The organism is Polaribacter sp. (genome assembly GCF_051251875.1).
Classification (GTDB): Bacteria; Bacteroidota; Bacteroidia; order Flavobacteriales; family Flavobacteriaceae; genus Polaribacter.
Genome location: NZ_JBPOGL010000008.1, coordinates 109175 through 123754 on the forward strand (window position 1 = coordinate 109175; position 14580 = coordinate 123754).

The 14580-nt window shown below is 31.3% G+C and carries 8 protein-coding genes and 1 pseudogene; all 9 read right to left on the reverse strand.

The features are described from left to right. Positions 1–85 precede the first annotated feature (85 nt). The 9 genes and pseudogenes from ACSHW5_RS05890 to ACSHW5_RS05930 all read right to left on the reverse strand — a co-directional run bounded on the left by ACSHW5_RS05890 (position 86) and on the right by ACSHW5_RS05930 (position 14304). The gene (locus ACSHW5_RS05890; RefSeq protein ID WP_435675186.1) at positions 86–1627 is read right to left on the reverse strand and encodes a sulfatase; all 1542 of its coding nucleotides are present in this window, start codon (positions 1625–1627) and stop codon (positions 86–88) included. Positions 1628–1650: 23 nt separating this feature from the next. Further along, positions 1651–3072: pseudogene (locus tag ACSHW5_RS05895) on the reverse strand (sulfatase). A 184-nt stretch (positions 3073–3256) separates the two neighbouring features. After that, positions 3257–4792, reverse strand: a complete 1536-nt coding sequence (locus ACSHW5_RS05900) for a sulfatase family protein (protein WP_435675187.1) — start codon at positions 4790–4792, stop codon at positions 3257–3259. Between the two features lie 4 nt (positions 4793–4796). Next, positions 4797–5681, reverse strand: a complete 885-nt coding sequence (locus ACSHW5_RS05905; RefSeq protein WP_435675188.1) for a sialate O-acetylesterase — start codon at positions 5679–5681, stop codon at positions 4797–4799. A 4-nt stretch (positions 5682–5685) separates the two neighbouring features. Next, positions 5686–8004, reverse strand: a complete 2319-nt coding sequence (locus ACSHW5_RS05910) for a beta-galactosidase (RefSeq protein WP_435675189.1) — start codon at positions 8002–8004, stop codon at positions 5686–5688. 39 nt (positions 8005–8043) lie between these two features. After that, the gene (locus ACSHW5_RS05915; protein ID WP_435675190.1) at positions 8044–9441 is read right to left on the reverse strand and encodes a sialate O-acetylesterase; all 1398 of its coding nucleotides are present in this window, start codon (positions 9439–9441) and stop codon (positions 8044–8046) included. Between the two features lie 10 nt (positions 9442–9451). Continuing rightward, positions 9452–11266, reverse strand: a complete 1815-nt coding sequence (locus ACSHW5_RS05920) for an alpha-1,3-galactosidase-related protein (RefSeq protein WP_435675191.1) — start codon at positions 11264–11266, stop codon at positions 9452–9454. Positions 11267–11278: 12 nt separating this feature from the next. Beyond that, a complete protein-coding gene (locus ACSHW5_RS05925; RefSeq protein ID WP_435675192.1) occupies positions 11279–12745 on the reverse strand; it encodes a sulfatase family protein in 1467 nt (488 codons plus the stop codon). An 11-nt stretch (positions 12746–12756) separates the two neighbouring features. Further along, positions 12757–14304: a T9SS type A sorting domain-containing protein gene (locus ACSHW5_RS05930; protein WP_435675193.1), complete on the reverse strand. Its 1548-nt coding sequence runs from the start codon at positions 14302–14304 to the stop codon at positions 12757–12759. Positions 14305–14580 lie beyond the last annotated feature (276 nt).

A 14580-nucleotide genomic window follows, 5' to 3' on the forward strand; every position in this document is an offset into this window, starting at 1 on the left:
TTTTTATGTGTCTGTAAATAATTTTAAATAAAAAACCCAACAAAATCATAAGGTCTTTTTGGGTTTATTCTAACGATAATTCTTTTTAAAAAGGTAAAACTGAATTTGGTGGTAATGGAACTTTGTTTGCCTTTCTCCAAGAAACTAATTCTCCTAATAAATTTTGAGTCGTTTTTAATTCGATATTTGATAAATCTTTTGATTCTTTCGGGTCATCAACCAAGTTGTATAATTCTAATTTTCCGTCTGCCAAAAACTGAATTAACTTATAATCTCCTTTTCTAATTACAGAACATGTTCCGTGTTTATAACGACTTGCTAAATGCCAAAACAATGGTCTTTCTGATAGTTTTTTATCGTCTTTAGCAAACAAATCTGTCATTGAATTACCATCTAAAGTTCCATTAAAATCATGAATATTTGCTAAATTCATTAACGTTGGAAAAACATCCAATCCACTCACAGCAACATCACTTCTTCTTGGACTAACTTTGTTGGGATAATTAATGAACATTGGCACTTTAATTCCGCCTTCATAAATAAATCCTTTTGCTCCACACATTAAATCATTGGCACTTGCCATGCTATGAAATCCGTTGTCTGATGTAAAAATAATCACCGTATTTTCTCTAAGATTATTCGCATCTAAGTAATCTACAATACGTTTTATATTATCATCTACAGATTCTACCATGGTTGCATAACTTGCAAAATATTCATGCTTCTTTTTCTTAGTATGCAAACCCTGACCCGTAATTGAATCACCCGGTTTGTCAAAGTATTTTTGATACAATTCTTTACTTCTGTATCTAATAGGTCTGTGAACTGCGTAATAATTTAAATTGATTAAAAAAGGACCTTCTTTGTGTGCATCCATAAAGGCAATGGCGTCATCAGTTAACCGATCTGTAAGCCAATTATCTGTAGGTTTTTTCTCTATAAACGGATTGCTAAAAGGCGCCCAATAACCACCAGCTACACTTTTATAACCACCTGCTTCTAAAGCTGGATCTCCTCTAAAAGTTCCACCTACATTTTTTAAAAAACCTCTTCCTTCTGGATAATATTGTTGAATTCCTGGTGTTTTATGAGTTGCCACCCAAGAGTAATCTCCTGGATCTGGTTGATTTAATTTTTCTTTTAAAGGATATTCTTTTGCCAATTCTTTCTTCGGATAAGGGCCAACAATATGCCATTTTCCTAAATGAATCGACTTGTAACCTGCTTCTGCCAAAGGTTCTGCATAAATAGGATGTTCTTTACCAACCGTCCAACGAGAAAAAATATTTTCTTGATCATCTCCTTTTTCTAAAACCGGCACTGTATAAACGCCCGTTCTAAAAGATTGTTTTCCTGTAAAAATTGCAGTTCTAGAAGGCGAACAAGTTGGATACATATACGCATTATCTAACACCAAACTTTCGTTTGCCAACGCATCTATATTTGGCGTTTCAAAATATGTTGAGCCATTAAAACCAACATCTGCATAGCCTAAATCATCTACCAAAACAAAAATAATATTGGGTTTTTTAGATTCTTTTGATGTTTCTTTTTTTAAGCTATTACAGGCTACAAAAAAAGTTATGAGGACTATACATAAACTTATATTTCTTAAATTTTTAATCATTTTAAAATGGTGTGTGGTGAATATTATTTCAAAATATTTTTTAATGCTGCTCTAAATTTTTCTATCGTTATTTTGTTAGTAGCAATTTGGGCAATATTATGCCATTCATTTGGGTCGTTTCTATGATCGTACAACTCTTCAAAACCATCCTTATAAACTGTATATCTGTAATTTTTATTTCTTAAACTGTGTAAACCTTTGTCTTTAGATGTTAACACATATTCTTTAACTTCTTTGGTAGGATTTTTCACCAAATCGTACATACTTTTACCTTCCAAGTCTTTTTTCTCTGGTAAATTTGCCATTTCAACTAACGTTGGATACACATCTAGTAAAGAAACAATTGAAGTACTTACTTTACCTTTTCCATCTCTTGGATCAAAAATTAATAAAGGAGTTTTTGCAGAACGTTCCCACAACACATTTTTAGACCAATGTTCTTTTTCTCCTAAATGCCACCCATGATCTCCCATTAAAACAATAATGGTGTTTTTTGCGTATTTACTTTCATTGAGACCGTTTAATAAATGACCAACACAAGCATCTGCAAAAGAAATATTTGCCATATAAGCTCTTACTGCTTCTTTCCATTTACCATGTTCTACTACAGATTGATGCACAGATCTTTTCGACATTCTTTGTCCCATTTTACCAACATCATCCAAATCATTTTTTAAAGTTTCTGGAAGTTTAATATCTTCTAAATGATACATGTCAAAAAACTACTTTGGAGCAAACCAAGGTAAATGCGGTCTAAAAATTCCACAAGCTAAAAAGAAAGGTTTATCGTGTTTTTCTTGTAAGAATTTAGCAGCATAATCTGCCGATTCAAAATCATTATTGTCTTCTAAAGAAACATCAACAGGAAACCAATCAAAAGATTTTAAGAAAGAACCTTTTACACCGTATTTTTTAAGATTTAAACCATGAGATTGCAAGTCTTTTTTATCCGGATAAGTGCCACCTAAACCACCTTTTCTTTCTTGTTGAAAAGAACCAGGATCACTACCTTCTTTGGGTTCTTTTCCATTTCCTCTCGGACTGTGAAATATTTTTCCTGCTGCTGCAGTTTTATAACCATTTTGCTCAAAGTATTGTGGAATTGTAACTGTTTTCTCAAATCCATGTACCTCTCTAAAAACTTCTGAATTTCCATAAACGCCAGTTGTTGAGGGTCTATAACCCGTCATGATACTAGTTCTAGAAGGATTGCATAAAGGTGCAGCACAATACGCGTTTTTAAAAATGGTGCTCTTACTTGCTAGTGCATCAATATTGGGAGTTTTTGTCTGAGGATTTCCACCAAATGCACCTACCCAATCATTTAAATCATCTACCATAATAAACAATACATTTGGTTTTTCTGATGTGTTTTGACTAAATGTAGAAAATGTAAATAGTAATAAAGCTATTATACAAACATTTTTGATGCGCTGAGATTTCATATTTGCATTATTTAATTTTTAACGAAGAAACTTCAAAATATTAAAATAGTTGTATGTATACGTTTATAAAATGTCTTTATTAGTAGAAAAATATAATTTTAACGCACAAAAAAGAATCGCATTTACAACGTTTTTGTAAACACGATTCTCTTATAAACTTGCGTTCTTACGAAGTTCTTTCCTTTTATTTTTTAAACTGATCGTATTCTGGGTTTACTTTTGCATCACGAAATCTTGGTCTGTCTTTCCACATGTCATACGTTGCTTTTAATTGTGCAGAATCTTCAGGAAACTGCCCTTTATCACCTGTTTCTTTAATCCAATTCTCTAAAACAGTTCTATGTTCTTTTAAGACTTTATCAAAATCAGCATTCAACGCTAAATTATTCATTTGATCTGGATCTTTCTTTAAATCATACAACTCTTCTGTAGGACGAACTCCAAACCAAAACTCATCTTGATAAGGTGTTAATGCTCCTTTTTCGTGCAACGCTCTTAAGTCTTTTACAATTTTTTTATTGTCTCTGTAACCTGCTTGTAACATAGGTCTATCCGGAAAATAGTTACGAATATATCGGTAATCTTCAGAAACCACAGATCTAATTCTATCAATAGTATAATCACATCTATCTCTTGCTCCAATTACATATTCTTTTTCTTTATAATTCTTAGCAAATAAATCTTGTCCTACTAAATAAGAGGGCATTTTTGCTTTACCTAAAGCCAATGTAGTTGCAGAAACATCTAATAAAGAAACCAAATCATTTCTTACAGTTCCTGCTTTTAAAGCAGGATTATTTCCCTTTATAATTAAAGGAACCAACAAACCGCCTTCATAACAAAATTGTTTGTGTCTTAAGGACGAATTGCTTCCGTGATCTGAAAAGAAAAATATAATGGTATTTTCGAATTCTCCATCTGCTTTTAATTGTTTAATGATTTTTTCCAAAGTTACATCAGAGCCTCTATTGGCATTATAATGTTGAGTCCAAGCTTCTCTTTGAGATTTTTTATCCGGAAAATACGTTGGCATTGGCACACTATACGTATCTAATTTTTCGCCTTCTCTTACGTATTGGTAATCTTTTTTACCACCCATAATTTCTACTTGTCCAAACCAAGGTTGATTCTTATCTTTTCTTGCATTCCAGACATGGTCATCAACAGTCATGTAATCAATAGCAAAATTTCCTTGCCATCCATTCATTCCTGCCTTGTAGTTTTCTTTTGTTCCAACATCATACAACGCTCTTCTATCATAATGAAAATTATAATCATCTTTACCACTATTAAAAGTAAAGTATCCAGCTGCTTTCATCAATTCCGGAATTGTTTCCATGTCTTCTGGCAATCGAATTTTTAAATTATCTGGTACAATTTCGCCATCGGTATATCTATTTGACCTATGATTGTGCGTACCAGTTGTAGTTTGATAAACACCCGTTATAAATGCAGATCTACTTGCAGAACATACTGGTGCAGTTGCATAAGCGCGTTTAAACAAAACACCTTCCGCTGCTAATTTATCAATTACAGGCGTGTGCCCTTTATTAATAGAATCTCCATAAACGCCCATAAATGGGGATAAATCTTCTGCAATAACCCATAAGATATTAGGTTTTTTAACTTCTTTTTCCTTTTGACTGCAAGCAGTAAAAGTTGTTGCTAACATTAGAATACATAAAATTCTAAGTGCAAAATAAGAATATTGTTTTTTCATTTTATTATTTATTTGATAGTTTTATTAATTCTTTAGCAAAGGCAATTCCCAATCTTTTTTGTCCTTCGGCATTGTAATGCACATTATCCGAATTTTTTGGAAAATCTGACCAACTTGTGTCTGTTGCTGTTTTTATCAAGCTAACATGAGGAAGCATTTCTGGTACTTTTTCCATTTGAGCTCTCACGGTTTTTGCACCATCTTTTACTCCGTATCTAGAATTAATTTGTCCGAATACAAAAGGCATGTTCTTCTCATTAAAAGTAGTTCTGTATTTTAAAATTAACTTTTTTAAATTTTGAGCATAACTATTTGCGGCAACTTCTAAAATAGCATCATTTTCTCCTTGCATCCAAGTCATGCCAATAATTTTATAAGACTTCCCTTTTTCTTTTAAAATGGTTAAATTTTCATTGATGAAATTAAAGTATTGTTGCACTAAATTCCAGCTTTGTTTTTTTTCACCTTTTTCAATTTCTTTCGCTTTTTCAAGAGTCCAATCTGGATTCCAAGCACCATACAAAGCAGTACCTCCTTTTGCGTGTTTTATCAACAAAAATTCTTTCTTCGGATATTTCTCTGCCAACGTTAAGCCTATTAATAATTCCGGCCCAAAACGCTTCTTGAATTTGTATTTTTCACTCGGTTTATTTTTATAATATGATAAAGGTGTTTGTGCAGTATTAGATTGACTCACAAAAACCCGATCAGACACTTTGTCTATTCTTTTTTTAATTGCATCATCTAAATCATCAAAATTTCCTGCGCCTGCCATATTAGATTGTCCTGCTAATAAAACAACCTGTACTTCGTTATTTTCTTGAGAAATAGTAGTACAAGAAAACAATATAAACAACAAAATGATTGGAAAAAATGTATCTTTTTTCATATTTTTATTTTTTAGAAATTACCTCAACAAAATAAACTTCATGTGGTTTTAACGTTGGTGTTGATGAAACCGGTATTCCTTTTATTAAATCTTTACAAATAATATTTGTACTTCCTTTTAAGGTTATTTTTAATGAAGCATCTGATTTACCCACATTTACAACCGACAACACATCGTTTCCTTTTTCATTTTTCACCACTTTCCAAATACAACCTTTTGTACCAATGGCATTTGTTTCTTCGAGAACAACATCAGAAAGTAGATTTCTTTCTTTTAAGATTGATAAAATTTTGTTTCTCATTTTATCAACTGAATTCAATTGAACAAGCGTTCCTTTACCTTCAGTTAAACCAGAAAGTTCTTTACCATATTCATTTTTTAGTAAACTTTTATCATCAACAAGTACGGTTCCTCCATTATTTAAATAGGTTTGTAGTACTTTTAATTCATCATTTGTAACAAAAGGAGTTTTAAAAACAGCCACAACATCCCAATTTTTAGCATCTTGTTTTTTGATGATATTTTCTGTAACAAATCCTAAAGAAAACCCTTCAAAATTTAAACCTTCATACAAATGAAAAAGATCATCCATATGTTTATTTTTATTGATTGCAGATGTTTTAGAATAGAATAATCGTACAGGTTTGCGTTGTCTTTGAATAGACATTATTTCTTCTGAATACGAATTTAGATCTATTAACGTCATGGCAACTTCATTGGTTACTCTTGGTTGTTGCGTGTTAGAACCTGCATACCCTTTATCGTTTTTTGTTTTCTTAGAAGGTGAACCATCTGCATTTCTTGGCCAATACCAAATCTGACTTGCATCCATACCATAACTATGCGCTAACCAAAACGTTGCTCTGGCAAAATTAGGGTCTAAATATAAATTACGAGATCTTACGGTTGATAAATAATGCAATTCTGAATTAAAATTAATTTTATTTGGACTTACAGATTTCATAAAATCAAATCCCATACAAAGCTCTCTCCATTCGAAAGCATATTTTTTTTGCCATTCGTGAGGTTTTCCCCAAGTATACGTGTGATCTGCTCCAGAATCATTTCCTATAATTCCACTTAAATCGGTCAATGCTTCTAAATCGATTCCATGCACTCTTTTGTTTTCGGTCCAAAGATTTGGCATAATTTTTAAATGCACTTTGGCATCCGCATCATATTTTCTAATTTCTGATTTTAAAAATGAATACCAGTCTGTAACTCTATCCATATTAAAGGAAGTCCAATCGAACCAAATAGGAGAACCTTTTAAACTAATATCAATAGGAATCTCTATTTGTACGTCATTATAACTTTTAAAATTCGTTTTCCAAGTATCGTTTAAAGCACTGATATTTGTATGTTTTTGAGACAACCAAACTTTAAATTTATCAATAGTAAAGTGAGAAACACCACCAGAAGCCCAAGGCAACTTTTTCTTTTTAGCATCTGTATAGGTATAAAAATGAGGCTCATTACATAACATATATCCTAACTGACTAAAGTTTTTTCCTGCCATTTTAGGAACAACTTCTTCCAAGAGTTTTTCTTGAATATATCTTGCGCCAGGGTTGTCTATATCATACGCCGTATACGTGTCTTCACGCATAGAAAAATTCGGTCCGTATTTTTCTTTAGACCATTTAGGAACTCCTTTATGATTCATAAAAATAAAACCTAAAGTTTTATCTGGTTTAGAACCTAATTCTTTCATTTTATTAGGATTTACCGTTCCATCTTCTTTTACAACATAAGTTGGCGTTAAAAAGAAACCATCTAGATTTCCATGATACTCCGTAAGTTCTTTGGTTTTTGGTTTCCAAGAATAATCAGCAAGAAAAACAGGTCTATTATTAAAGGTAAGTTGATCTTTTTCTACTTTTACTTTGCTCCAATCTACATTCGGACTTGGTTTTCTAAAGGTTTCCTTCGCAATTAGTGAGGTAATTTCTGTAATCGCTTTGTCTAACATAAGATTCACATCTTTTCTTTCGAAAGTTGGCAAATCATTGGCCATTTTAGAGGCATCCTTATTAAAAGATTGCACTAATTTAAAGTGTGCTGTATTCTTATCTATATTTTTCTCGTCCCAATTGGCAAATTTTAAAAATATTTCTGCAGTTCTAATCGTTGTCTTTTCTTTTAAAACATCAATATTATTTTTCTCTGCTTTTTTAACTAACTTCTCTAAAGTCTTTATTTTAGTAAGTGCTTCTTTTTCTAAAGATTGTGCATTTACAAATATTGAAGAAAGAAAAAAGATACCTAAAACACCTTTTTTTAAAATCGATATTATCCTTTGGTTTCCTTTATTTGAAATCATAATTATTTTTTAAAATCTTATATATTAAGCTACTATTTTTTACTCTTTAACTTCTATTGATTCCCAGTTATCTGTTCTAAAAGATGAAGCTGGTAATCCTGCATTATTAAACAAAGAGCCATCTACCCAATCTTTAAAACCATAACGAACAGCTACAGGTTTGGTTACCTTATCACTCCAAACTTCTAGTTTTCCTTTACTAATTTTTGCTTCAGCTTTATAAAACACTTTGTCTTCTCCCGCGATTACAAAATCATTTAATTCTTTATTCAATGAAGTGACACCTAATTGAGCATATTCGAAATTTAAGACAACTTTGTTTCCTTTAACATTCATCGATTTATAAACAGGACCACTAAAATCAATATCTTTAAATCCATAATCTTTTGCCAAAGCCCAAAGTGCCAATCTTTCTCCTACTTTTTGTTTTTCTGCAGGATGAATATTAAATTTTTCACCAATATCTAAAGTAACTGCCATTCCAGAATTTTTTACAGACTGCATCGTTTTTAATTGCGTTTCTCTAAGATATGCTTGGTTACCTCCACCCCAACCTAAAGGTGCTATTTGCACAAAATAAAATGGAAAATCTCCTTGATTCCAATTGTGTCTCCAACTTTTTATCATAGAAGAAAACAAGGCTGTATAATTTTGATAATAATTTTTATTTCCTTCACCTTGATACCAAATCACTCCTTTAAAAGTAAAAGGTTGTAAAGGATGAATCATTCCGTTATACAATACTGAAGGATTTTTTTGTGGTGATTTTTCATTTTTATTCCAACCTTTAAAATCTTTAAATTGTGTATGTATAATTTCACTTGGTGTCCAAGCTTCAGCAGGAGTTCCTCCCCAAGCAGCACAAATAAGACCCACAGGAACGTTTAAGGTTTCTTGTAGCATTTTTCCATAAAAATACGCTGTTGCACTAAATTCTTTCACCGATTTAGGTTCTGCTAATTGCCAATTTCCTTCAATACTTTCTACAGGTTCTTTTGATAGATTTCTTTTAACAGTAAACAGTCTTAAATTTTGATTAGTGCTTTTAAGAATTTCTAAATTACTTCCTTTAATGGGTTGTCCAAAATTCCCTCTCATCTGCATTGCCATGTTAGATTGACCAGAACACAACCAAACTTCTCCAATTAAAATATCTGAAAAAACAATTTCATTTTCCCCTTTAATACTTAATGTATAAGGTCCACCTGCTTCTGTTTCATCTAAAAAAAACTTCCAATTGTTATTCTCTACTTTTGCTTTGTAGGTTTTCCCTTTAAAAGTAATTACCACTTGTTTTTCTGTAGCTGCTTTTCCGAAAACAGCAATCGGTTTATTACGTTGTAATACCATGTGATCTTGAAACAAAGCATTCACTGTTACTTGTGCCAAGGAAACATACCCAATAAAAAAAAATAGTATTAGAAGTGATTTTTTCATTTTTTAGCGTTTATAAATTTGAAAACCCTTTATTATTTTTAATTTTTAAGGAAGTTTTTGAAACTTTATCAGTTTTCAAAGTATTTTTATTCTCTCCCGAATAGCTGTTATTTGAGATTTCTACATTCTTACAATTTACCAAATCGAACATATTGGCATTTGGAAATTGTGGTTTAAATGTATGTGTTTGTTTGATAGAATTTCCTTTAACTACCAAACCATCAACTCTATCTGCCCAAATAATTCTATTGCCAAAAGTTTCTATGGTATTGTTCTCGAAAGTGATATTTCTATCATACGTAATTGTACTATCAAACGTCTTCCCTAATCTTGGAGATACTTTTAAAATAGCGTGTTCAGAACCTCCGTATGCACAATCTACAAACCTATTATTTCTAATAATTACTTCTTCTACATTACCAGATTCGAACCAATAAAAAGTTTCTCCTCGTAACATAATTGATGACATCATTGAAGACAAATCATTGTCTTCTATAATAATTTTTTTAGGTGTTTTTATAATGATATTTCTTGCTCTGTGATCTCTAATTACATTTTTACGCATTGTAAATGTAGGATTCCACGTTTTGTTTTCTAAAATATCTCCTGTTTTTAAATCTGCAGGAATTTCATTTTTAAAAGTAATATCAGAAAAATAATCATTAATAACTTTTACAGAAGTTACAGTATTTGTTTCTGCTCTTTGAGGATTTGGTTGTTTTATAAACCAAACTTCATCATTTACGCCTGCAAATTCAAAGCCCATCTGTTGGTCATGCTTTAAGGCGATTCTTATGGTTTTTTTATTTAGAATTTTATCCACTTCAACATAGGTTCCATGTACATTTGTACCATCATCATACATGCCTTCTAAACGGCAACCTTCAATTAAAATATCTCCTTTACAGTTTGCAAAATGGGTTGCATCTGCCACAATAGACATAACTCTGTCTGAACCTTCTCTAATATAGATTCCTGAGTTTAAAATTTGAATGTCTTCTGATCTTTCAAACAAAAACCCCATTCCTAATGCATGGTGAATTATAACTTTATTAAACTCAATGTTTTTAGAATTTCTAGTTAAAAATGCAGGTGCGTATCTGTTGTTTAATTTATCTCCTTTCGATTGTAAAACCGAACCAACTCTTGGATAATTTTTTAAATTTTTATTATAAAAACGTAAAATTCCATTGGGTCTTTTTTCTACAAAATTTGAGTTCAAACCACTATCCCAAGCACCATAATCTACCGCTTTGGTTTCTTTATTGTGCGGCAAAGAACTTCCTAAAGAAGTAAAATTAAAATGGTTAATTCCTGGGAACTCAATTTTCCCTCTAGTTAGTTTCCAAGAAAACCCTTTGGTATACGGTTTTAATTCATACCATTGTTCTTTTTCATTCACTGCAGTAACATCACCTTGAAAAGAAAAAGGAATATCCCAATCTATTGTTAGGTTTTGCACATCAACTTTATTCAATCCATCAAAAACGAATGGCAAAGCTTGACCTCTAAAAATAAATTCAGAATTGTTTCCTTCTATTGCTACAGAATTAAATCCTTCAAAATTGAAAATTATTTTTTTAAATCCATTTCCATGATTTGTAACATATAAAAATTTACCAATAGCATAATCTGTTTTAAAAAAGTAATTCCCTTTTTCGAACACTAATTTTATGTCTTTGGTTTTTGCACCTTCAATAGCCTCTCTTACTACCAAAGTCATATCTCCTTCGGCATGTTTTATATTGATAATTTCTGTTGCATTACAACCAATGGTTAGTATAAAAACTAAAACGGTAATGCTTTTTAATAGGATATTTTTCATGTATTCTTTATTTTATAAATTAACTCCTGTACCTTGTAATGACGCATCGTGTCCCCACATAATCATCCAAGGATCTGAGGTATCTTTTTGAAATTTTTTCATTTTAGTTTTCATCGTTTCTAAAACAACTGTAAACTCTTTCTTTTTTGCTAGATTATTTAATTCATTTGGGTCTTTCTCTAAATCATATAATTCAAACTCTGCTCTAAAAAGATACTCTTGTACTTTTCTTGGACCAAAATTTTCGATGTCATTTCTGTAAATACTTTGCCACGTAGAAGACGCCCATAAATCGGATGCAAAAGGATACTCTAAACGCCAAGCAACATTCCAAATTAGTTTGTAGTTTTTACTTCTTACAACTCTCATTGGATAATACATCGTTATTTCATGAAATGTATGCGACGCATAAACTTCATCCCAACCTTCTGGATTCGTTTTCTCTAAAATAGGATTGAATGATTTACCATGAAATTGTTCCTTTTTAAAATCGATTTTTGCCATATCTAAAATAGTTGGCGTTAAATCTACCCAAGAAATCATTGCATTATTTGTTGTTCCTTTAATGTTTTTTAGAGGGTCTTTTATAATACACGGTAACTTAATACCTGGCTCATATACCGTTGTTTTTGCACCTGGAAAAGCCATTCCGTTATCAGAAATATAAATTACAATGGTATTATCTGCTTTTCCAGTATCTTTAAGCATTTTCATTAACACCCCAAAACCTTGATCTATTCTAGAAATACTTTGGTAATACTGCGCAATCTCCTCTCTAGTCTGTTTTGTATCGGGTAGAAAAGAAGGCACTAAAACATCTTCTGGATTGTAAGTAACTGTTTCTACACCTTTGTAACCTTCTGGTTTATTCCCAAAATTGTTAGGCGTGTCCCATTGTTCTTGCTCAAAAGGCTGTCCTCTATGAGGATCATCTGTACAGAAATACAACAAGAAAGGTTTATCAGACTTTAAAACATCGGCACATTGTTCTGCCATTTCTACCGTATTTCTTGGATCAGCTTCTAACACTTGGTTAAAGTGATATACTTTTTCTGGTGCCACATGATACTTACCAATTCTAGCGGTTTTATAACCAGCATTTTCCATTATTAATGGTAATGACGTTTCTGTATCATACGTACTAAAATGATGATAATCATGCACATGACCATAAGAACCAGTTGCATGCCCAAATTTTCCTGAAAGAATTACAGATCTACTAGCAGCGCAACTTGCACTTGTACAATATGCGTTTGTAAACTTTACACCTTCAGCAGCTAACTGGTCTAAATTAGGTGTTTTAATTACAGAGTTTCCATAAGCGCCAATGGCATCGATACCATGATCGTCTGCAACAAATAAGATAATGTTAGGTTGATTGCATTTTTTAACTTGAGCTACTTCTTTATGCTTGTTAGCACAACCAACAAAGGCAATTGCAATAACTACAAATAGTAATTTTAGAAAGTGTGATTTCATTTTTACTCTTTTTATTTAATTATTAACTTTCTTGTAAAAGATGATGTGTCTGCATCAATATTCACAAAATATACTCCAGATTTTAAGCCACTTACATCTACATTTGTAAAAAAATTCTTACCGTCAACTGTTTTAATAAGTTGCCCCGAAACATTATAAATAGTTGCTATTTTAAAGCTTTTACTATTTTTTATATTGATAAAATTAGAAGCTGGATTCGGAAAAATCTCTCCTGTTTTATGTTCTGTTTTATAATCATCAACAGATAATGCAGCACAATTTATCGTTAAATATTCTGCAGGAATAATAACTTCTTGAAACTTAAAACCAATACCAACAACAGGTTCTTCTATAACCACCGTTTTTAGACCATTTGTACAGGTATAATTAGTATCTACTAATACTGGTACAATTGACGAACCTACAAAAACACTAGTTTCATCGCTAGAAATATAGCTAGCCAGTGTTGTTGGAGGTGAAATTTCTGGGGGATAATAATTAAAATGTTTGCTTTTAATCTCTGCATTTTCTCCATAAGTTGCCGTTACATTTTTAACACGAACATGTTTAAAAGTTCCATCTGTTAATCCAATGGTTTGATCATATTTACTAGATACAAAACCTCCTTCTACTCTTACTGCAAAACCAGAACTTATACTTTGAATACCTTCTGCATCAACAGTGCCATTATGCAACGCATGCGGAGAAATCATTAATGCTGAATTACCATTTCTAGAAGAAATATTTCTTGCCACAATTTTATGAATGCCACCAACTCTTTTTACTCCTGAAGGCAAATTGGTTCCTTGTAAATCATTTAATCCGGTAAAACCTGTTTCTAATCGCAATGTTGCTCCACCTGTTCCTGATAAATTTTTAAACAATATATTTTCTGCAGACTGGGTTTGTACAACGCCATAACCATAATGCGCATTCTGAATGTCAATATTTTTTACGATTCCGTTTATTGGATAAACATAATTTTCGTTATAAAAATCTCCACCAAAAGTTACCGCTGAAATTTTTGTATAACTATCAATTACATTAAAATTTGAAATGATAAAATTTGAAACTTTTTCACAATTTACCACAGCTACATTTGGATTGTTATTTTGTGTTAAATCGATAGTAAACCTATTTTCTGAAGATGATGTAATAGATACATTTTGAATAGGGTTTGTATTACTACCCAACTTAAAAATAGCATAATTTTTCAATTTTCCATCACTAGGAATTTCATAAAAAGGTCTAATTACTACTCCTTCATCAATTTTAATATGCACATTAGAGTTTAAATTTACTTCTCCAAAAGAATAATTTCCAGATGGAATTGTTAAAATTCCTCCTCCATTTGATGAAATATCATTGATGGCATCTTCTAATTTAGCACTATCATTGGTAACAAAATTATTATCAACATTATAATCTAAAACTAAATTTTTATCATAGTTGGCATTTGCAACTAGTGTATAAAAATTAGCTTCGTTATCTATCTGAGCATAAAAACTCTGAAAATTAACAACAAAGAGTATTAGAAAAAACAATGTTTTTATGCTCATTTTATAAATTAAAACCTCTTATTTTAGAGTACAAGATTATATATGTAAAGTTCTTTAAGATTACTGTTTACTTTGTTTTTACGGATACATAAATTGTATCTATGAATAATTTCTTACTACAATGCTTGCTCTAGCTCAATATCAATAAACCTAAAAGCACCTAAAGGAATGTTTATTTCAAGTAAAGAATTTTGTACTTTAAATACTTCTTTATTTAAAACATCTGTTATCTTTTTTATTTTGATGTTGTTAAAATGAACAATTGCTGTACTTTTT